At 49.5% G+C, this 21,981-nt stretch carries 15 protein-coding genes, 4 tRNA genes and 1 riboswitch; of the genes, 1 reads left to right on the top strand and 18 read right to left on the bottom strand.

All coding sequences use genetic code 11. The features are described 5' to 3' along the window. Positions 1–460: 460 nt before the first annotated feature. From rpoC to birA, 15 genes are all read right to left on the bottom strand, one after another. Positions 461–4,672: a DNA-directed RNA polymerase subunit beta' gene (gene rpoC, locus AK963_RS13925; protein WP_066016063.1), complete on the bottom strand. Its 4,212-nt coding sequence runs from the start codon at positions 4,670–4,672 to the stop codon at positions 461–463. 75 nt (positions 4,673–4,747) lie between these two features. Then, complete coding sequence (gene rpoB, locus AK963_RS13920) at positions 4,748–8,824, bottom strand: DNA-directed RNA polymerase subunit beta (RefSeq protein WP_066016062.1); 4,077 nt, start codon at positions 8,822–8,824, stop codon at positions 4,748–4,750. A gap of 784 nt (positions 8,825–9,608) precedes the next feature. Further along, positions 9,609–9,983 carry a 50S ribosomal protein L7/L12 gene (gene rplL, locus AK963_RS13910; protein ID WP_066016060.1) on the bottom strand — a complete coding sequence of 125 codons (375 nt, stop codon included), beginning with the start codon at positions 9,981–9,983 and terminating at the stop codon, positions 9,609–9,611. Positions 9,984–10,079: 96 nt separating this feature from the next. Beyond that, positions 10,080–10,610, bottom strand: coding sequence for a 50S ribosomal protein L10 (rplJ, locus tag AK963_RS13905; protein ID WP_066016064.1), 531 nt, complete (start codon positions 10,608–10,610; stop codon positions 10,080–10,082). A gap of 305 nt (positions 10,611–10,915) precedes the next feature. After that, the gene (gene rplA / locus AK963_RS13900; RefSeq protein ID WP_066016059.1) at positions 10,916–11,611 is read right to left on the bottom strand and encodes a 50S ribosomal protein L1; all 696 of its coding nucleotides are present in this window, start codon (positions 11,609–11,611) and stop codon (positions 10,916–10,918) included. After that, on the bottom strand, positions 11,611–12,045 hold the full coding sequence (rplK, locus tag AK963_RS13895) for a 50S ribosomal protein L11 (protein ID WP_020581778.1): 435 nt from the start codon (positions 12,043–12,045) through the stop codon (positions 11,611–11,613). The genes rplA and rplK overlap by 1 nt, the downstream gene beginning before the upstream one ends. Before the next feature lie 319 nt (positions 12,046–12,364). Further along, the gene (gene nusG, locus AK963_RS13890; RefSeq protein WP_066016058.1) at positions 12,365–12,898 is read right to left on the bottom strand and encodes a transcription termination/antitermination protein NusG; all 534 of its coding nucleotides are present in this window, start codon (positions 12,896–12,898) and stop codon (positions 12,365–12,367) included. Between the two features lie 12 nt (positions 12,899–12,910). Next, complete coding sequence (gene secE, locus AK963_RS13885) at positions 12,911–13,279, bottom strand: preprotein translocase subunit SecE (RefSeq protein ID WP_066016057.1); 369 nt, start codon at positions 13,277–13,279, stop codon at positions 12,911–12,913. Between the two features lie 89 nt (positions 13,280–13,368). After that, positions 13,369–13,444 (bottom strand) — tRNA-Trp (locus AK963_RS13880). Between the two features lie 134 nt (positions 13,445–13,578). Beyond that, positions 13,579–13,654 (bottom strand) — tRNA-Thr (locus tag AK963_RS13875). Positions 13,655–13,678: 24 nt separating this feature from the next. Next, positions 13,679–13,752: transfer RNA gene (locus AK963_RS13870), tRNA-Gly, on the bottom strand. Positions 13,753–13,870: 118 nt separating this feature from the next. Next, positions 13,871–13,954, bottom strand: a tRNA-Tyr gene (locus AK963_RS13865). A gap of 131 nt (positions 13,955–14,085) precedes the next feature. Further along, positions 14,086–14,784 (bottom strand): SPOR domain-containing protein, encoded by a 699-nt coding sequence (locus AK963_RS13860; protein ID WP_238593731.1) that lies wholly within the window; start codon positions 14,782–14,784, stop codon positions 14,086–14,088. A 38-nt stretch (positions 14,785–14,822) separates the two neighbouring features. Then, positions 14,823–15,578, bottom strand: a complete 756-nt coding sequence (locus AK963_RS13855; protein WP_066016055.1) for a type III pantothenate kinase — start codon at positions 15,576–15,578, stop codon at positions 14,823–14,825. Between the two features lies 1 nt (position 15,579). Then, positions 15,580–16,587: a bifunctional biotin--[acetyl-CoA-carboxylase] ligase/biotin operon repressor BirA gene (gene birA, locus AK963_RS13850; protein WP_066016054.1), complete on the bottom strand. Its 1,008-nt coding sequence runs from the start codon at positions 16,585–16,587 to the stop codon at positions 15,580–15,582. Between the two features lie 159 nt (positions 16,588–16,746). On the opposite strand from birA, the gene AK963_RS13845 reads away from it, so the two are divergent. Further along, entirely contained in the window at positions 16,747–17,817 is a 1,071-nt protein-coding gene (locus AK963_RS13845; RefSeq protein ID WP_066016053.1) for a pyridoxal phosphate-dependent aminotransferase, read from the top strand. Here AK963_RS13845 and thiC read toward each other — a convergent pair. The 3 genes from thiC to AK963_RS13830 all read right to left on the bottom strand — a co-directional run bounded on the left by thiC (position 17,784) and on the right by AK963_RS13830 (position 21,409). Next, positions 17,784–19,592, bottom strand: a complete 1,809-nt coding sequence (gene thiC / locus AK963_RS13840; protein ID WP_066016052.1) for a phosphomethylpyrimidine synthase ThiC — start codon at positions 19,590–19,592, stop codon at positions 17,784–17,786. The genes AK963_RS13845 and thiC overlap by 34 nt on opposite strands. Positions 19,593–19,736: 144 nt before the next feature. Then, a riboswitch (TPP riboswitch) is annotated at positions 19,737–19,853 on the bottom strand. Positions 19,854–19,986: 133 nt separating this feature from the next. After that, positions 19,987–20,661 (bottom strand): phosphohydrolase, encoded by a 675-nt coding sequence (locus AK963_RS13835; RefSeq protein ID WP_066016051.1) that lies wholly within the window; start codon positions 20,659–20,661, stop codon positions 19,987–19,989. Between the two features lie 247 nt (positions 20,662–20,908). Beyond that, positions 20,909–21,409 carry a GNAT family N-acetyltransferase gene (locus AK963_RS13830; RefSeq protein ID WP_066016050.1) on the bottom strand — a complete coding sequence of 167 codons (501 nt, stop codon included), beginning with the start codon at positions 21,407–21,409 and terminating at the stop codon, positions 20,909–20,911. Between the last annotated feature and the right edge of the window lie 572 nt (positions 21,410–21,981).

The following is a 21,981-nucleotide window of genomic DNA, read 5'->3' as shown; positions in this document are numbered from 1 at the left end:
GAAAATCAACATCATTAAAACCTTCGGGTAGCTGTGGTCGACGAGACATCTGTTCTAGATAATGCATGGTAATGATGCCTAAGCATAGTTGGCGGCAGCTTAAGGATTTAGAAAATGCGATTGGTATAACAAACCCAAACAAAGTATTTGGAGTAATAAAAGGAAACACCAGTTCCCCCGTATAATCACACACACCGTCAAGTAAGCGTAAAATATGAGCTGACTAATTCAGAAAGCTGATCAAGAATGCAATAGCAGCACATCCTTTCTAATAATCAAAAATACGACGATGGATCATCCACTATATGCCTAAGCTCATTCTTCTTCCGCCCAGCTCGCCTTAACAACACAGGTCGATAAACATTGATTCTTATTTTTCAATAGACAAAAAAAAGCCACCAATTAAGGTGGCTTTTTTTGATGTTAAAAGGAAGTACTTCTCCTTTTAACTACTCAGCGATTAAACCTCACCGAAGTTCAATGCATCAGACAACGCCTGCTCAACTTCAGAAGCAGATACCTTGGCCGGAGTCTCAAACTCAACCTCCTCACGCCCCTTACGACGTTCAGCATGGTAAGTCAGACCAGTACCTGCTGGAATCAGACGACCGACAACCACATTCTCCTTCAGGCCACGCAGGTAGTCGCGCTTACCATGAACTGCAGCTTCTGTCAGGACACGGGTAGTCTCCTGGAAGGAAGCCGCAGAGATGAAGGATTCTGTTGCCAGAGATGCCTTGGTAATACCCAGCAGCACACGCTCGAACTTGGCAGGGAAGCCGTTCTCACGATTGACGCGATCATTCTCTTCCAGCAGACGAGTGTATTCCAGCTGATCACCACGAATAAAGTTGGAATCACCAGTATCGGTAATTTCTACCTTACGCAGCATCTGGCGCAGAATGGTCTCAATGTGCTTATCGTTAATCTTTACACCCTGCAGACGGTATACGTCCTGGATTTCATTAACGATATAGCGAGCCAGCTCACTGACGCCCAACAAACGCAATACGTCATGCGGGTTGGTCGGACCATCGGAGATAACTTCCCCTTGAGTCACCTGCTCACCTTCAAACACGTTGAGGTGACGCCACTTTGGAATCAGCTCTTCGTATGGATCACCACCGTCGGTCGGTGTAATCACCAGGCGCTTCTTGCCCTTGGTCTCCTTACCGAAGCCGATGGTTCCGGAGATTTCCGCCAGGATGGAATGCTCTTTTGGCTTACGCGCTTCAAAGAGGTCAGCAACCCGTGGCAGACCACCGGTGATGTCCCGGTTACCGGAAGACTGCTGCGGAATACGGGCAAGTACCGCACCCACTTCCACCGTAGCACCATCCACCAGGTTCACCAGAGCGTTTGCTGGCAGGAAATACTGGGCAGGAACGTCAGTACCTGGCAGCTTCAGCTCGTTACCATTGACATCTTTCAGCTGAATGGCTGGACGAATATCCTTACCGGCAGACGGACGATCCTTCGGATCCATTACTTCCATGTTGGACAGACCGGTCAGCTCATCAGTCTGAGTCTTAACGGTGATGTTTTCATCCATACCCTGGAATTCAACAATACCGGCAGTTTCCGTGATGATCGGGTGAGTGTGTGGATCCCACTTGGCCACGGTCTGACCCGCTTCAACCAGGTCGCCATCCTTCACCGAAATCATCGCACCGTAAGGTAGCTTGTAACGCTCACGCTCACGACCAAACTCGTCGGCAATCGCCAGCTGTCCGGAACGGCTGACAGCAACCAGAGTGCCATCCTTACGCTCAACAGACTTCAGGTTCAGCAGGCGGATAGAACCTTTGTTCTTGACAGTTACGCTGTCTGCCGCCGCATTTCTGGACGCCGCACCACCGATGTGGAAGGTACGCATCGTCAACTGTGTACCAGGCTCACCGATGGACTGGGCAGCGATAACACCCACCGCTTCACCCTTGTTAACCAGGTGACCACGACCCAGATCACGACCGTAACACTTGGAGCAGATACCGTGACGGGTTTCACAGCTGATTGGAGAGCGTACACGCATCTCGTCAACGTTCATGGTTTCAAGGCGCTTCACCCACATTTCATCAATGAGGGTTCCGGCAGGTACGGCAATTTCGCTGTCGCTGCCAGGCTTGAGCACGTCTTCTGCCACGACACGGCCCAGAATACGCTCACCCAGCGGCTCTACCACGTCACCGCCTTCAATGTGCGGAGTCATCAGCAGGCCATCGCTGGTGCCACAATCGTCTTCAGTTACGACCAGATCCTGGGCAACATCAACCAGACGACGGGTCAGGTAACCGGAGTTCGCAGTCTTCAGAGCGGTATCCGCCAGACCCTTACGAGCACCGTGAGTAGAGATGAAGTACTGAAGTACGTTCAGACCTTCACGGAAGTTTGCGGTAATAGGTGTTTCGATGATGGAGCCGTCTGGCTTGGCCATCAGACCACGCATACCGGCCAGCTGACGAATCTGTGCCGCACTACCCCGTGCACCGGAGTCCGCCATCATGTATACGCTGTTGAAGGATTCCTGCTCTTCTTCCTCACCCTGCTTGTTGATAACAGTGTCAGACTTCAGGTTGTCCATCATGCGCTTGGCCAGCATTTCGTTGGCACGGGACCAGATGTCGATAACCTTGTTGTACTTCTCGCCAGCTGTTACCAGACCAGAAGCAAACTGGTTTTCGATTTCCTTAACCTCTTCGTTGGCGTCGTCGATGATGCGAGCCTTCTCAGGAGGAATAACGAAGTCGTTAACACCGATGGAGGTACCGGAAATCGTTGCGTACTGGAAGCCCAGATACATCATCTGGTCAGGAAAGATAGCGGTTTCCTTCAGACCAACGTTACGGTAGCAGGCATTCAACAGACCGGAGATCGCCTTCTTCTTCATTGCCTGGTTAACCAGAGAGAATGGCAGACCTTCAGGCACGATATCCCACAGGATCATACGACCCACGGTGGTATCCGCCAGGAACTTGTTGTCGTGCTCTTTACCTTCGCCATCACGGTACTTCTCGTGCACACGCACCTTGATGCGGGCATGCAGATCAACAGCCTTGGTACGGTAGGCACGCATTACCTCGTCGATATCAACGAATGCCATGCCTTCACCCTTGGCGTTGATACGCTCACGGGTGATGTAGTACAGACCCAGTACCACGTCCTGGGAAGGTACGATGATTGGCTCACCGTTTGCCGGTGCCAGGATGTTGTTGGTGGACATCATCAGGGCTCGGGCTTCCAGCTGAGCTTCCAGCGTCAGAGGAACGTGTACCGCCATCTGGTCACCGTCGAAGTCGGCGTTATAGGCCGCACACACCAATGGGTGCAGCTGAATCGCCTTACCTTCGATCAGAACCGGTTCAAATGCCTGAATACCCAGACGGTGCAGGGTTGGCGCACGGTTCAGCATCACCGGATGTTCGCGGATAACGTCAGCCAGAACGTCCCACACATCAGGGGTTTCACGCTCAACCATCTTCTTGGCGGCTTTGATAGTGGTTGCCAGACCTTTGGCTTCCAGCTTACCGAAGATAAATGGCTTGAACAGTTCCAGCGCCATCTTCTTCGGAAGACCACACTGATGCAAACGCAGAGTAGGACCTACGGTAATAACCGAACGACCAGAGTAGTCTACACGCTTACCCAGCAGGTTCTGACGGAAACGACCCTGTTTACCCTTGATCATATCAGCCAGGGATTTCAGAGGACGCTTGTTAGAACCAGTGATGGCACGACCACGACGGCCGTTGTCCAACAGGGCATCAACAGATTCCTGCAGCATCCGCTTTTCGTTACGGACGATGATGTCAGGTGCGTTCAGGTCCAGCAGACGCTTCAAACGGTTGTTACGGTTGATCACTCGACGATACAGATCGTTCAGGTCAGACGTCGCAAAACGACCACCATCCAGAGGTACCAGAGGACGCAGATCTGGCGGCAGAACCGGCAGAACGGTCAGGATCATCCACTCAGGGTTGTTGCCTGAATTATGGAAAGCTTCCAGCAGCTTCAGACGCTTGCTCAGCTTCTTCAGCTTGGTTTCAGAGTTGGTCTGTGGAATCTCTTCACGCAGTGTATTGACTTCGTCTTCGATGTCGATATCTGCCAACAGGCCCTTGATGGCTTCTGCACCCATACGGGCATCAAAGTCATCACCAAACTCTTCCAGGGCTTCGTAGTATTGTTCATCAGACAACAGCTGGTTTTTCTCCAGCGTCGTCATACCCGGATCAACAACAACGTAAGATTCAAAGTAAAGCACCCGCTCGATGTCACGCAGGGTCATGTCCAGCAACAGACCGATACGGGATGGCAGGGACTTCAGGAACCAGATGTGAGCAACCGGGCTGGCCAGCTCAATGTGACCCATGCGCTCACGACGCACCTTGGCCAGAGCAACCTCAACACCACACTTCTCACAGATAACACCACGGTGCTTCAGTCGCTTGTACTTACCACAAAGGCACTCGTAGTCTTTGACCGGACCAAAAATCTTGGCACAGAACAGACCATCACGCTCAGGCTTGAACGTACGGTAATTAATAGTCTCCGGCTTTTTAACTTCGCCGTATGACCAGGACCGGATCATCTCCGGTGAAGCCAGCGCAATCCGAATAGCGTCGAATTCGTCCGTCTGGCCCTGTGTCTTGAGCAGATTCAATAAGTCTTTCAAGATCGTATCTCCTCGCGGTGCAAGGTGCCTGCTTCTCTATAAACTAGAAAGCAGAGCACCCTGGCCACACGTTCGTTATTCGGTTTCCAGTTCGATGTCGATGCCCAGTGAGCGGATTTCCTTCAACAGTACGTTAAAGGATTCCGGCATACCGGCTTCCATTCTGTGGTCGCCATCCACGATGTTTTTGTACATCTTGGTACGGCCGGTGACGTCATCGGACTTCACAGTCAGCATTTCCTGCAGGGTGTAGGCGGCACCATAGGCTTCCAGCGCCCAGACCTCCATCTCCCCGAAACGCTGGCCACCGAATTGAGCCTTACCACCCAGAGGCTGCTGGGTAACCAGAGAGTAAGAACCAGTAGAACGAGCATGCATCTTGTCGTCTACCAGGTGGTTCAGCTTCAGCATGTACATGTAGCCAACAGTTACCGGACGCTCAAAAGACTCACCGGTACGGCCGTCGAACAACTTAACCTGGCCACTGTCATTCATGTCCGCCAGACGAAGCAGTCGCTTGATCTCAGTTTCCTTGGCACCATCGAATACCGCAGTTGCCATCGGTACACCGCCACGCAGGTTGCGGGCCAGCTCAAGCACTTCTGCGTCACTGAAGGACTCAACCTCTACCGGACTGGAACCAGGAATACCGTTGTAGACCTCGTCCAGGAACTTGCGCAGTTCAGCCATGCTCTGCTGGGCTTCCAGCATGCGGTTGATCTTGACACCAAGCCCCTTGGCCGCAGCACCCAGGTGAGTCTCAAGCACCTGACCAACGTTCATTCGCGACGGTACACCCAGAGGGTTCAGTACGATATCAACCGGATTACCCTCTTCATCGTGCGGCATGTCTTCTACCGGCATGATAATGGAGATAACACCCTTGTTACCGTGACGACCCGCCATCTTATCACCAGGCTGGATACGACGCTTGATGGCCAGATAGACCTTAACGATCTTCAGTACGCCAGGCGCCATGTCATCGCCAGTCTGGAGCTTCTTCTTCTTGTCTTCGAAGCGCTCATCCAGCTGGGCACGACGCTCTTTCAGCTGTTCTCTGGACAGATCCAGCATCTCATTGAGCGCTTCGTCTTCCATGGACAGCTTGAACCACTGCTCGTGCTCCAGACCATCCAGGTAGCTGTCGCTGATCCGATCACCCTTACCAAGACCCGGTGCACGAACAACAGGCTGATCGCGCAGAGCACCACGCAGACGGGCGAAGGTGTCATGCTCAACCACACGGAACTCTTCATTCAGGTCCTTGCGGTACTCATCCAGCTGCGCCTTTTCAATAGAAAGCGCACGGGAGTCCTTCTCTACGCCGTCACGGGTAAAGACCTGAACATCAATAACGGTACCTTTCACACTGGTCGGTACACGCAGGGAGGTATCCTTAACATCGGATGCCTTCTCACCGAAGATGGCACGCAGCAGCTTCTCTTCCGGAGTCAGCTGTGTTTCACCTTTTGGTGTCACCTTACCCACCAGAATGTCACCAGCGCCTACTTCAGCACCCACGTAAACAATACCGGCTTCATCCAGCTTGTTCAGGGCAGACTCACCAACGTTTGGAATATCACCAGTGATCTCTTCTGCACCCAGTTTGGTGTCACGGGCCACACAGGTCAGTTCCTGAATGTGGATAGTGGTAAAGCGATCTTCCTGAACGACACGCTCAGAGATGAGGATGGAGTCCTCAAAGTTGTAACCGTTCCAGGGCATGAACGCGACGCGCATGTTCTGACCCAGCGCCAGCTCACCCATATCAACAGACGGGCCGTCCGCCATGATGTCACCACGGGAAATCTGATCGCCAGCCTTAACCAGGGAACGCTGATTAATACAGGTGTTCTGGTTAGAACGGGTGTACTTAGTCAGGTTGTAGATGTCAACACCTGCCTCACCGGGCTGCACTTCGTTATCGTTAACACGAACAACAATACGAGCAGCATCAACGGTATCAATCACACCACCACGTCTGGCAACTACACAGACACCGGAGTCAGAAGCTACGTTACGCTCCATACCGGTTCCAACCAGAGGCTTCTCTGCTCTCAGGGTTGGTACGGCCTGACGCTGCATGTTCGATCCCATCAATGCACGGTTAGCATCGTCGTGCTCAAGGAATGGAATCAGAGAGGCAGCAACAGATACCATCTGCTTGGTGGATACGTCCATGTACTGGACTTTATCCGGGCTCATCAGGGTTGCTTCACCGCGGTAACGCACAACAACCAGCTCATCAGTCAGCTGCTTGTTTTCATCCATGGCCGCAGATGCCTGAGCGATGACATACTCACCCTCTTCAATGGCAGAGAGGTAATCAACGTCATCAGTAACCTTGCCATCAACAACGCGACGGTATGGTGCTTCCAGGAAACCATAGTCGTTGGTACGGGCATAGGTTGCCAGAGAGTTAATCAGACCGATGTTTGGACCTTCAGGAGTCTCGATCGGGCAGACACGGCCATAGTGAGTCGCGTGTACATCTCGAACCTCAAAGCCGGCACGCTCACGGGTCAGACCACCTGGGCCCAACGCAGATACACGACGCTTGTGAGTAATCTCGGACAGCGGATTGTTCTGGTCCATAAACTGGGACAGCTGACTGGAACCGAAGAATTCCTTGATGGCAGCCGCTACCGGTTTGGCGTTAATCAGATCCTGAGGCATCAGACCTTCGGATTCAGCCAGACTCAGACGTTCCTTAACTGCACGCTCAACACGCACCAGACCTACACGGAACTGGTTTTCAGCCATCTCACCAACGGAACGTACACGACGGTTACCCAGGTGGTCGATATCGTCACAGACACCTTTACCGTTGCGGATGTCGACCAGAATCTTCAAAACATCAATGATGTCGGAATTATCCAGAACACCGGAACCGGTATCTTCATCACGCCCCAGGCGGCGGTTGAACTTCATTCGACCGACTGCAGACAGGTCATAGCGTTCTGTTGAGAAGAACAGATTCTGGAACAGCGCCTCAGCAGCATCCTGTGTTGGTGGTTCACCAGGACGCATCATGCGGTAAATTTCAACGAGCGCTTCCAGACGGTTGGTCGTGGTATCTGCACGCAGAGTGTCAGACATGAACGGACCGCACTCCAGCTCATTGATATAAAGCGTTTCTACAGTTTTGATACCGGCAGACAGCAGCTTCTCATAAACTTCAGGTGTAATTTCAGTGTTGCACTCAACAATGATTTCACCAGTAGTTTTGTGAATAACGGTCTTTGCCAGAACACGACCATAGATGTAATCAACCGGAGCATCCAGGCTCTTGATGTTTGCTTTCTGCAAGTCACGGATGTGTCGCGCAGTTACACGACGACCCTGTTCTACAACAACATTACCGTCGTTATCGTAGATATCAAAGCTGGCAGCCTCGCCTCTGAGACGATCGGCAACAAACTCGGTACTGACATTTTCAGCGCCAATTTTGAACTCAACAAAATCAAAGAAATTCTCAAGAATTTCTTCATTGGAAAGCCCAAGAGCTCTCAGCAGAATAGTGGCAGGCAGTTTACGACGACGGTCGATACGAACATAGAGCAGATCCTTTGGATCAAACTCAAAGTCCAGCCAGGAGCCACGGTAAGGAATTACACGGGCAGAATATAGCAGTTTACCGGAGGAGTGAGTCTTACCCCGGTCATTATCGAAGAATACGCCCGGAGAGCGATGCAGCTGGGATACGATAACACGCTCTGTACCATTAATAACAAAGGTACCGTTATCGGTCATGAGCGGAATTTCGCCCATGTACACTTCCTGCTCTTTGATATCCTTGATTGCCTTGTTAGAGGAGTCTTTATCGTAGATAATCAGACGTACCTTGACGCGCAGTGGTACTGCGTAAGTGACGCCTCTCAGCTGGCATTCCTTGACATCAAACGCAGGAGCACCCAGTCTGTAGCTAACATATTCAAGTGCCGCATTACCGGAATAGCTTACGATTGGGAAGACGGATTTAAAGGCTGCGTGAAGCCCGATATCTTCTCTGGCTGCCGGCTCTTTATCTGACTGCAACAGCTTGTGATATGAATCAAGCTGAATCGCCAGCAGATAAGGCACATTCATGACACTCGGCAGCTTGCCGAAGTCCTTGCGGATGCGTTTTTTCTCTGTATACGAGTATGCCATCAGCGTTCCCCAGCTTGGTTACCTGTTTTTGACTTCAGGCGGCATCGCCTGGCCATAGTAGGTTAGTTCGAGAGCGGGTGGCTCCCTGTCAAAACCAATAAATTTTCAACTTTTCTGGTCATAAACTGACCTGTATCACAGACACCTTTGAGGTGTTGCAGATACTCTCAATGCCGTTACAGACACTTTCGCATCGTTGTAGACATTAACCGTTGTATGAGCTTTAGCGCCTGAACAGAAAGCAATCTGACACCATTGTTCAGATTTACTACCCTGCTTTCACGGCAATACCGCTTACATCGCACAAGGCAACGGAAGCGGTATTCGGATCTGCCTGATGAATCATCAGGCAGCATATGTATTTCAGGCCGGGGCAAAACGGTCAGAGAATAAATTCTCTACAGCAATCTACCATCATCTCACAGCTTGGCATGAAGTGGTACTATAACTACCGGAAAATCCCTGTATTGAATCGCCTTGCACCAACATAAAAAGCCTTCCCCAGATTGATCAGATTCTGCGACGACTTTTCCAAGCTCATATCCCTGCCAAATGTATCTGCGAAAATAGCAGCCCCCCTTGTCAAACCACGAAAAGCCCCCTCCCAGCCGCAAAAACTGAAGATAACGGAAAATTTCATGATAAAAAACAGACGCTACGTGCAAATACAGTTACTCAGACGATATAGCTCATACAACGGAAAAAAGGCCGGCACCCTCGCAGGCACCAGCCACCTGAATCTATTATGCAATAGACTCGGGATTATGCAATGCTTTTATAGAAATTACTTGATTTCTACTTTAGCACCAGCTTCTTCCAGCTGCTTCTTCAGCTCTTCAGCTTCTTCTTTAGAAGCGCCTTCCTTCAGAGGAGCTGGAGCGCCGTCTACAACAGCCTTGGCTTCTTTCAGGCCCAGACCAGTAGCTGCACGTACTACCTTGATAACGTTAACTTTCTTGTCGCCAGCGTCAGCCAGGATTACGTCAAACTCAGTCTTCTCTTCAGCAGCGGCAGCAGCTTCAGCAGGAGCAGCAGCAACAGCAACAGCAGCAGCAGCAGAAACGCCGAACTTCTCTTCCATAGCGGAAACCAGTTCAACAACGTCCATTACAGACATTTCAGCGATTGCATTCAGGATATCTTCTTTGGACAGAGCCATCTCTATATCTCCAAAAATCTTGGTCGGGGCAAACAAAAAAGAGCAAGCCCCAAAATTTGTTTAAGCAAAAAAGCAAGAAAACCAATCCAGCAAGGATTAAGCGGCCTTCTTCTTCTCGTCGGCAACAGCTGCCACAACACGGGTAACGCTTGCAGGAATCTCGTTCAGAGTTCTTGCCAGCTTGGTTACCGGTGCGATCATTACGCTCATCAGCATTGCGCGAGCCTGATCCAGAGTAGGCATCTTGGCCAGAACATCGATCTGCTCTGCACCCAGCAGCTGTCCAGAAATAGACAGAGCTTTGATATCCAACTCTTTGTTCTCTTTGGCAAAATCCTTCATCAGACGCGCAGCGGCACCTGGATCTTCCATAGAGAAAGCAAGCACAGTAGGGCCTACCAGAACTTCCTGCAGGCACTGAAGATCAGTACCTTCTACAGCGCGCTTGGCCAGAGTGTTACGAACTACCTTCAGGTAGACGCCACCTTCACGAGCCTGCTTACGCAGAGCAGTCATTTGACTAACAGTAAGACCACGGTAGTCCGCGATTACAGCCGACAGAGCGCTTTGTGCAGCCTCGCTGACTTCGGCAACAATTGCCTTCTTGTCTTCGAGTCCTAACGCCATGGGCTTTACTCCAAACTTATGAAGTTTCACTTGATCGCTCATCAGCGACAAACTATCAAGCGCTTACAATACGGTGATGGGCGCACACTTTTATCTTTCAAAAAGCATACTCACCGTCTACGCAGGAGATTAAGCCATCTGCTTTTTGTCCTTCATCATGAAGAACCCTGCCGAAACAGGCACAGCATCCGACACCTGCGATCTTTGACGACCCCCGCAACAGCAGGGACCCCAAAGAAGGTTGCGACTGGCTTCCTGCCAGCCAGAGGCCTGGCAAGCCAGACCTCAGCAATTCTTTCTATCGCTTACGCAGACAGAGAGGACATGTCGATAGTCAGACCTGGACCCATAGTAGAGGACAGGGTAACTTTCTTCATGTAAACGCCTTTGCTGGAAGAAGGCTTCAGCTTCTTCAGATCAACCAGCAGAGCTTCAACGTTCTGCTTCAGAGCAGCCGCTTCAAAGTCGATCTTGCCAACACCGGCATGGATAATACCGTTCTTGTCAGTACGGAAACGTACCTGACCAGCCTTAGCGTTTTTAACAGCTTCAGCAACGTTAGGCGTTACAGTACCAACCTTAGGGTTAGGCATCAGGCCACGTGGACCGAGGATCTGGCCCAGCTGACCAACAACACGCATCGCATCCGGAGAAGCAATAACTACGTCGAAGTCCATCTGACCAGCTTTAACCTGCTCAGCCAGATCTTCCATACCAACCACTTCAGCACCCGCTTCTTTAGCAGCTTCAGCGTTGGCACCCTGAGTAAACACAGCTACACGAACGTCTTTACCAGTACCGTTAGGCAGCACAGTAGAGCCACGAACCACCTGGTCAGATTTACGAGGATCTACACCCAGGTTCACAGAAACTTCGATAGTTTCCTTGAACTTGACGCTGGAGATCTCTTTCAACAGGACTGCAGCTTCTTCAAAGCCGTAAGACTTGGTAGAGTCGATCTTTTCAGCGATCAGTTTTGCACGCTTTGACAACTTAGCCATTACTCAACACCCTCCACGATCAGACCCATGGAACGAGCTGAACCAGCAATGGTACGAACAGCCGCATCTTCGTCAGCAGCAGTCAGATCAGGCTCTTTGATCTTGGCAACTTCAAGCAGTTGCTCGCGAGTCACAGTACCAACTTTCTCGGTATTTGGACGACCAGAACCTTTCTTCAGCTTCAGAGTCTTCATCAGCAGAACAGAGGCAGGCGGAGTCTTGGTTTCAAAAGTGAAACTGCGATCACTGTAAACAGTAATAACAACAGGAATCGGCATACCAGCATCCATTTTCTGGGTGCTTGCATTGAACGCCTTACAGAATTCCATGATGTTTACACCGTGCTGACCCAGAGCAGGACCAACAGGTGGAGATGGGTTTGCCTGTCCAGCAGGCACTTGAAGCTTAATATAAGCTTGTACTTTCTTGGCCATTTTTAACCTCTACATGGGTCACAGCCTCATCCGACCCTCTTTCTAAGCCCTCTTTATACCAAGAGACCCAAGAAGAAAAAGCATCAGAATCCACGGCTACCCGTCTACAAAGCGCGATAGTTTACAGAAATCATCCCGAAAGCACCAGCGCAAAAACACTTAAGATAATTGCAATTCACACAATCATCTCTTTCCAGCACACAGAAGAAGGAAACAATTAGAGAAAAGCATTCAGCCAGCCCCAAAAACTCCAACCCCTGAAAACACAAAACCCCGCTACCAGAACGGCAAACGGGGAATTGGGACCAATCCGATCGACTTACACTTTTTCGACCTGGCCAAACCCAAGCTCTACAGGCGTTGAGCGACCAAAAATCATTACCGCCACCTGGAGACGACTTTTCTCGTAGTTAACGCCTTCCACCACACCATTAAAGTCCGCAAAAGGACCTTCGATAACACGAACCATCTCGCCCGGCTCAAACAGAGTTTTAGGCCTTGGAGCTTCAGCACCTTCATGCACACGACGCAGAATAGCGTCAGCTTCCTTTTCAGTAATCGGCGCAGGCTTATCAGCCGTACCACCAATAAAGCCCATAACACGCGGCGTATCTTTAATAAGGTGCCACGAGTCTTCGTTCATCTCCATCTGGACTAACACATAGCCCGGAAAGAACTTTCTTTCACTCTTGCGCTTCTGGCCGTTCTTAATCTCTACCACTTCCTCGGTAGGCACCATAATTTCGCCAAAATACTCTTCCATACCAAGACGCTTGATACGCTCATTCAGAGAGCGCAACACCTGCTTCTCGTATCCAGAGTAGGCATGAACCACATACCAACGTTTCGCCATGTCCTGTCCCTATCAAATCAGGCTGCTGATCATCCAGCCTAGCAGAGAATCGAGCCCCCACAAAATAAGACCCATCACTAACACGACAGCCACAACCACGAGCGTGGTTTGCACCGTCTCCTGACGAGTAGGCCAGACAACCTTGCGAATCTCGGTTTTGGCATCCTTCAACAACGTCCAGAAGGCACCACCCTTTACAGTCTGCAGAGCAACAAATCCGGCAACCGCCGCAATCACCAGCAGACCAACAACCCTGAGAAGGAGCGACTCAGCAGAGAAGTAATAATTACCGTAAACACCAACAGCGACCAGAACCGCCACAAGGCCCCACTTGAGACCATCCAGACGACCCGAAGTCGCAATTTCAGAATTTCCACTCATCAGCTTGATTTTCTCTATCTAGGCTTTCTTTAAAAGACCTTTAAAAAGACCTCTGAGAACAAGCATCCCAAGAGCTTGATCATTGGAAATGGCAGGCCAGGAGGGAATCGAACCCCCAACCCCCGGTTTTGGAGACCGGTGCTCTACCAATTGAACTACTGGCCTAAATCCTTATCACTCTGGATACAGGGTCGGTGAATTATAATCATCATCAACCGACCTGAAAAGCCCTGCGGCTTATCGAGCACAAAAAAAGCAAATCAGCACTCGAAAAAAAAGAGACAAACGCCTCTCAAAAATGGAGCTCTTAACCGGAATTGAACCGGTGACCTCATCCTTACCAAGGATGCGCTCTACCGACTGAGCTATAAGAGCATTCTTTTACAAAAAGACATGAACTGGAGCGGGTAGCGGGAATCGAACCCGCATCATCAGCTTGGAAGGCTGAGGTTCTACCATTGAACTATACCCGCACAAACAAACTTTTATTTATGCAGAAGCTTCCAGACATCCAAAGAATACAAGAGAAGCCAGCAGTCTCCAAGCATCAAGAACAATTCTTTGATCTACTTAACACAAGGAAGTGAAATCTGGTGGTGGGGGCTGGATTCGAACCAGCGAAGCTTTCGCGTCAGATTTACAGTCTGATCCCTTTGGCCACTCGGGAACCCCACCAGATGCTGCGCTATTTTATTCAGGAAGTTCTCTTTGTCAACCCAGCCTTTTTTCCTCTTCAGCAACCTTCTTAATCGATCACCTCCGCTTGCCGGCTTGGCTAACTGTCTCCCTGAGCAGCGAGGCGTATACTAGAGAAACTCTTTGTCCGTTGCAATGCTTTTACAACTCTTTTTTAACTTTTTCAGTTCAGGAAACTGATCAGCAGCTTCATCCCAGAATGACGTACTCAGCTTTCCTTCCACTGCGGCATCCATCTCGAGCCACCACTGCTCAGGAACTCTGGGCAGAGACTTGATTGCAACCACATAGCCCGCATCCATTAAACGACGACTTACCGCTTTCGCAGACTCACTTCGCGAGAAAAGACCCAGCGATATCCCATTGGCCAACTCACCCTGAGTAATCACAAAACTGTCAATTCTCTGGGCCTGAAGCTCTCTTAACAGCCGTATTGCTGCATCCCTGCTGGCCAGTGGCGGTATATGAACCCAGTAATCCTCCTGCTGACTGTTTTCATCCGCACGCTCTTTACTGCTGACACCAACGGCAAAGAGCCGCTGCTGCAACTCATCCACCTCAACCACATTAGCAAAAGGCCCAACGACCAGACATTCCTGAGCTGCATCCCCTGAATACAGCGATGTATTCAACGCAGACTGAACCACAATATCATCACGACGAGACTGAAGAGATTCCTCAGTTTCAGTTAACAGGACCAGTCGCTCACCAGAGGCTTCTGTATAAGCATCATCATTCTCAGGCAACCAGTAACCAACCTTGGACTCCTGCCATGAGCCCCAGGCAAAGTAACTGATATTGGCAAACACAAGAAAAATTACTGTCAAACGCATCTTATAAAACGGAGTTACCCTTCCTCTTCGAAGGCAAGACCCAGACCATCCATCACCAGTGAGGGATGATGGAAACACTCACCATGAATATAAGGCTGAATCAAAGTAGCATCGCCCCCCGTGAGATAAATAACGCACTCTTTTCCATAAGCCGCCTTATACTGTGACTGTTGTGTATTAATCATTGCTACGGCCATGGCCAGAATACCGTTATTAATGCAGTCAGCACTACTTGTCCCGGGGGTCATCGTTAACGCTTCAGCTTCTACCATGGGAAGTTGTGCTGTCCTGGTATGCAGCATCCTCTTCATCAGGCCAACACCCGGTACTATATATCCTCCAAGGTGATTCCCGCTGCCACTCAGCAAGTCAATGGTAATGGCTGTACCACAACTCACCACCATTTTACTGGAGGACTCTTTATGCTCAGCCCCGCCCACATGGTGGGCAGCAAGCATCGCCAGCCAACGATCAACACCCAGCCCAGAATAAGCAACCTGAATTCCCCGCCACTGCTCTTTAACCTCGGCCTTTAACAGAGATACATTAAAGTGCTGATTAACAGCAGCGCTCAGCAACGTAAAACGCTCATCACCCGATACAATGGATGCCCTGGCAGAATCGACCCGCCCAATTTGATCAAACAGCCTGGGTAACTCATACTGCCAGTCTTCGCTGTTTGCAAGAAAGCCATTGGAAATTACCTGGCCTTTATTCAGAAGTCGCCATTTTAATCGACTATTGCCTGCATCCAGCTCCAGAATTCTCATTTTATTTACTCTTTCCACACCGGCTCTTTCCAAGTGTCGCGGCTTTTAACGAAACCTCACCGCCATTGAAAGTCACCATACCTTCATCCGTCTTCAATAACAGCCCACCATGACTATTAACCCCTGAGGCCACTCCGGAAACCGTTTTACCCGATGCATCCAGGACAACATCCTGCCCGGCAAACGCATCGTAGTGTTCCCACTGTTCTTTAAAATGGCCAAAGCCCTGTTGGCTGAAAATATCCAGGGTACGACACAATTCGTTAATCAATTCACCGACTACCTGATTACGACTTACTGCATTACCACAAACCCGCTGCATATCTACTGCAGGCTGGTTAATACCATTGATCTGTTCCTGGCTCAGGGCAATATTGACACCAATACCGATGATCACCTCACAGTCTCCGGTAGGGTCTCCGTGCACTTCCAGCAGAATTCCACTCAGCTTCTGAAACCCGTCAGGAGAACGCCAAAGTACATCATTCGGCCACTTCAACTTGAGATGACTGCCACCGCAGCGCTCAAGCGCTTTCAGCACACCCAACCCTACCGCCAGACTCAGCCCTTCCAGGGATGCCATGCCCGCACTGTAAAACCAGCGTGTAGACATACTGATGGTAGAGCCAAATGGGTTATCCCATGATCTGCCCCGACGACCACGTCCGCTGGTCTGGTACTCTGCCAGGCACACCCCTTTTATTAAGGGGCTGGCAACAGGAATCTCTCTGACCAGATCATTGGTCGAGGTTGTTTTCAAACAGGTATGGACGATAACCGCCTCCCTGACCGCTGGTTCCAGAGCCTTGAGAATACGCTCACTATCAAGCAGCTCTACTCCCGGATGCAGCCTGTATCCCCTGCCTTTGACTGAATCAATCTGAAGGCCGAGTTCTTCAAGCATTTTCAACTTTTTCCAGATTGCTGCGCGGCTGATGCCCGACACACTACCCAGCTCTTCACCTGAGTGGAAACCGCCGTCAGCCAGAAGTTCTAATACCTTTTCCATTTATAGGAGTTCCACAGACCTGTCAGGAAGCTGAATAGTATATCAGGCCAGAGCATTTAGCGGACCCAGCGCCTTTCTGATAGCTTCTCCCGGGAACTCTGCTCTATACTGCACTTTCTCCAGAAACCGACAAAAACAGATGGATCAGGGAAACCGCAGATGAGTATTTTCAAGTCCCACATCACCCGGATGAGCGCCTATACTCCGCCACTTGAAGGCAGAGACCCTCATCACCATCTGCTTTTGGATTTCAATGAAAGAACACTGCCTGTCAGTGAGCATGTTAAACAGGCACTTATTAACTATATCAATGATGATCGTCTGCAGGTTTATCCATCCTATGGAGACCTGACCCGGAAAATTGCAGACTACGCAGGCATCAACGAAACCCAGGTAATGATCACCAATGGTTCTGACCAGGGAATTGACATTATTATACGCGCAGCCTGTACAGAAGATGATGAAATCATCATCCCCGGCCCAACCTTCGCTATGTACCATCAGTGCGCGAATATTGAGAAACTGAACATTGTTGAGCCCGACTATACAAGGGAAACAGGCTTCCCGGTCAACACGGTATTGGCCGCTATCACTCCAAAGACCCGGTTAATTGTCATCGCAAACCCCAACAACCCCAGTGGCACCCAAATCAATCGTGAAGACATTCTGACGATTGCCAGATCCGCACCGGATATCGCCCTGCTGGTTGATGAATGCTACTTTGAATATTCTCAGGCAACTGTTGCTGATGTGGTTATGGAATACCCCAATATTCTGATCACACGCACATTCTCTAAAACCTGGGGCCTGCCTTCCATTCGGCTGGGCTACGTGATCAGCCACCCTGACAATATCAGCGCACTGCTGAATATTCGCGGCCCTTATGATGTTAACCAGTTTGCCGCCGTTGCCATCAGCGCTGCCTTAGACCACCCGGAGTATACCCATCAGTACGTCCGGGAAGTCATGGAAGAATCAAAACCGTTGTTTGAGCAGTTCCTTGATCAACTGGCCATCCCCTTTTGGCCCAGCGCAGCCAATTTCATCTGGGCATTTCCGGATAATCCTGATGTCATCGAACAGCACCTGCGCAGTCATGGTATCCTTGTTCGCCCCAAGTCTGACCAGGCTGGACGCAAAGGCCTGAGAATAACACTGGGTGATATTGCCCAGACCCGGCAGCTGATACACAGGGTTCAGGAGGCGCTTTCTACCACTGGAGACGCTTGATCAGCTAAAGGTTCATGTCTAGCTGAAGGTCCTTCCAACTCACGTACGTCATGCGTCATGCGCATTGGGCAGAAGTTTGGTCCACACATTGAACAGAAGCCCGCATCTTTGGCGCTGTCCTGAGGAAGGGTTTCATCGTGGTAGGCTTTCGCAGTATCCGGGTCCAGGGCCAGGTTAAACTGGTCCTCCCAGCGAAACTCAAAACGGGCACGGGAAAGTGCATCATCTCTTAGCTGGGCTCCCGGATGACCTTTCGCGACATCTGCCGCATGAGCAGCAATTTTGTAAGCAATCAGCCCCTGCTTAACATCCTCACGATTGGGTAGACCAAGATGCTCTTTTGGCGTCACATAACAGAGCATCGCACAGCCAAACCAGCCGATCATCGCCGCACCAATCCCGGAAGTAATGTGGTCATAGCCAGGAGCAATATCTGTTGTTAAAGGACCCAGCGTATAGAAAGGAGCCTCATTACAATACTCAAGCTGTTTATCCATATTTTCCTGAATCAGGTGCATCGGAACATGACCCGGTCCTTCAATCATCACCTGCACATCATGCTCCCAAGCTTTCCTGGTAAGTTCACCTAACGTTTTCAGTTCAGCAAACTGTGCAGCATCATTGGCGTCAGCAACAGACCCCGGACGAAGTCCATCCCCCAATGAAAGAGTAATGTCGTATGCTTTGCATATTTCGCAAATCTCATCGAAATGCTCATACAAAAAGTTTTCCCGGTCATGAATCTCACACCACTGCCCGAGTATTCCACCTCCCCTGGACACAATACCGGTCACACGACCAGCCGTAAGTTTTACATGATCTCTCAATGTTCCTGCGTGAATCGTAAAGTAATCGACTCCCTGCTCTGCCTGCTCAATCAGTGTATCTTTCATTACCTCCCAATTTAGATTCTCTACCTTGCCATTTACTTTCTCCAGTGTTTGATAAATAGGCACTGTACCAATCGGTACCGGAGAGTTTCTTAAAATCCACTCCCGGGTTTCATGGATATTTTTACCCGTAGAAAGATCCATCACCGTATCGGCTCCCCAGCGCGTTGCCCAAAGCAGCTTTTCAACCTCTTCCTCAATGGTGGACGTCACTGGAGAATTACCAATATTGGCATTGACCTTTACCAGAAAGTTGCGGCCGATGATCATTGGCTCCGTTTCGGGATGATTAATGTTAGCGGGTATAACAGCACGGCCTGATGCCACCTCCTGACGAACAAAGTCTGGAGTTATCTTCGATACTTCAGGGCGCCCCATGTTTTCCCTGATCGCTATATATTCCATCTCTGGTGTGATGATTCCCTTCCTTGCATAGTGGAGCTGAGTCACATTTCTTCCGGGAAGGGCAGACCTGACAGAAACAGGCGACTGAAAGCGCAACGGCTCAGCCTGAATATCCTGTTTTCGTCGCAATGCGTACTTTGAAGAATGGGCACTTAGCTCTTCTGAGTCTTCACGCCCCAGTATCCATTCTGAACGGATAGGCTGCAGCCCCTGCAGCAGATCCAGAGTGTATTTTGGATCAGTATAAGGGCCGGATGTGTCATAAACCCGTACGGCAGATTCAGTTGCTAACTTACTGAACTCCCCATTCCTCTGCCCAATCGTTATTTCTCGCAGACCTACACGAATATTATGGCGACTGCCGGCAAGGTAAATTTTCCTTGAAGCAGGAAATGGACGACAAGCTTCTGCCAGAAGCGATTGACTGTCAGAAATTGGAGCACTCGTCTGAACATTCTGACGGTGAGAGTTACAAGCCATATATATCCCTTATCTATTATTATGTGTATGGCTTGCCGGTGTTGCTTTAGAAAAAAGAGTAAAAGAAGGGCAATGATATCAGGCATTACTGATGCATTGTTGACCCAAAGACTGATCAACCATCCAACAAAACGATATCGATCTCTTTTCTCTTTTCTTGTTCCCTTCGCAGGTATTACCCTGGGCAGGTTCAACGGATTTGCTGTAAATAATTCCGATAAAATACAGCGATCTCAGCTATATGCACTCCGACAAGATGAGAGGATTATAAAGGCGCCCCCCTTGAAAAAGTAGTGCTAGTACACGCTTTCAATGGGTTTGACATGTTCAGCGAAAGCCTGAGTCTTCATACCAAGGCGCCATTGTGCAGGCAGATGGGGTACTGGATCCCTTTTCAGGAATAATCACCATCCAGCTCTTTAAGTAATTTGCTCATATATCCCCTGAGATAATCAGAATTCCGCTCTGCCATCCTTCGTCCAGCAGTTGTTTGCATGGTTTCTGACAGCTTCAGCAGTTTTACCTGAAAATGATCCAGAGCATATTCACGATCATCAAGCGCTCGACGCTCAGCCAGAGGATCCTCAGAGTCAAACATCTTTCGCCGCAAGAGACCTGACGTATAAAATACCCTTGCTAAACCAATCGCACCAAGAGCTTCCATCCTGTCAGCGTCCTGGACTACTTTAGCTTCAATGGTTTCAGGCACAATACCAGCAGAATAGCTGTGACTTTCCACTGAGTGACATACGTTATCAATTAATTCACAAGGGAACCCCATATCCTCAAGACAGGTTCTGGTTTTTATGGCAGCGAGCGAAGACGCCCTGGACCGCTCAGGATGATCTTTTGGCAAAACCACAATATCGTGAAAATAGCAGGCAGCGAGAACTACCAGTCGATCCACCAATACCTGCTCCTGATCCATTATCTGCTGCGCAGTCTTCCAGACTCGCTGAAAATGAGAAAAGTCATGGGAGTCATCATCACAGTCATGATTCATTGATTGTAACCAGACGATAATTTTCTGCTCCCAGCTATTGAGGGTGTCGATACTGTTATTGCTCATGAGTTCAAAAAAAGACAGTGAATGAAAGGAAAAATAAAAATACTGAAATGGAGTAAAGTGATTGTACTGCGGCTCTGGAATATTTGCAGTGTTAGATAAGTAACTTTATCAGTGCTATCTACAAGTGGAAGATAAAAAAGATAAGCATCAACAATAAGCTCTGCAGCTTAAACCAAAAACCAGAACATGACTTAAAAACTTAAGAAAAATGGATAGGATGAGTAATACCGGAAAGCCAATTAATGAATCATATCGGTGACTGTATGCGATAACGCGCTACTGTACAGGTACTCCACCCCTCGAAACGATCAAGCGTCATACCCAGTTGCTGCATGACCCCCTGGGCAAATTCATTACTGGGGGTTGTATAAGAAATAATCTCTTCCATGCCCAGCTGATTAAACCCAAACTGCGTCACTGCCTCAACAGCTTCAAGTACCAATCCTTGTCCACGGTAAGCGGGCAAAAAACGCCAGCTCATCTCAATATGCTTACCATAGGGAGAAAAGCCACAATACCCAATCAGCTGGTTATTCTCTTTGAATACCACAGCCCAGCGAGACCATCCCCATTTATCAAGCTCAGCCTGATAACGCCACAACTCGGTTTCTGCAAGACTTCCAGGCTCTGTCGCCATGGCGTCTGAAGAACGAGCGAGCGTTTCACCCAGTAAAGCGGAGTACGCATCAATATCCTGTAACTGCCAGGTACGAAGTATTAGACGGGGCGTATCAGTAACAATCAGCACGGTAAAACAGTCTCCAGAAACTTTGCTCCAACAAAACGATTGCACCGTCATTTGGACAGTTAGAAGATCTAAAAAGTTCTCACTGAATAGATAGCCTGATTAATACAACCGACTGATTTACTGATACAAATATCAAGAAAAGCTATTGCAGCCATAAACCAAAAAACGCCAATAGCTCAGCAGGCAAAACCTGAACCCAGACTAACTGATGATCAAGCAAAGGCGAAGAGAACTTCAAGCTGCAACCTCTTCAAGCAGGTGATGATTTCAAAGGCTGCACAAATTCTTCTGCTGGTATTAGTGTGCGCAGGTTGTTAAAAGTTCACCGATCAAATCAACCAGGAAACTGAAGGGTAAACCTGAGCACGATTATCTCTCTATCAGGAATAGACTATGTCCATTCCTGAAAGCAGGTATTCAAATACAGTTAATATCCCGCTGGTGAGGGTGCTCTCTCAATTTGATAACTGACTCATAGGTTAGCTTCAACCTTTCCAGTCATGAACTCAGACCAAAGTTGTTCCCAGCGCCCCTTACTCTGGATCAGTGCTCTTGTTGTCAAAAGCACTTCC

The sequence above is a fragment of the Endozoicomonas atrinae genome, assembly GCF_001647025.1.
In the GTDB taxonomy this organism is placed as follows: Bacteria; Pseudomonadota; Gammaproteobacteria; order Pseudomonadales; family Endozoicomonadaceae; genus Endozoicomonas; species Endozoicomonas atrinae.
The sequence above is the reverse complement of the archived record's forward strand: the minus strand, read 5'-3'. Positions and strand labels throughout refer to the sequence as shown.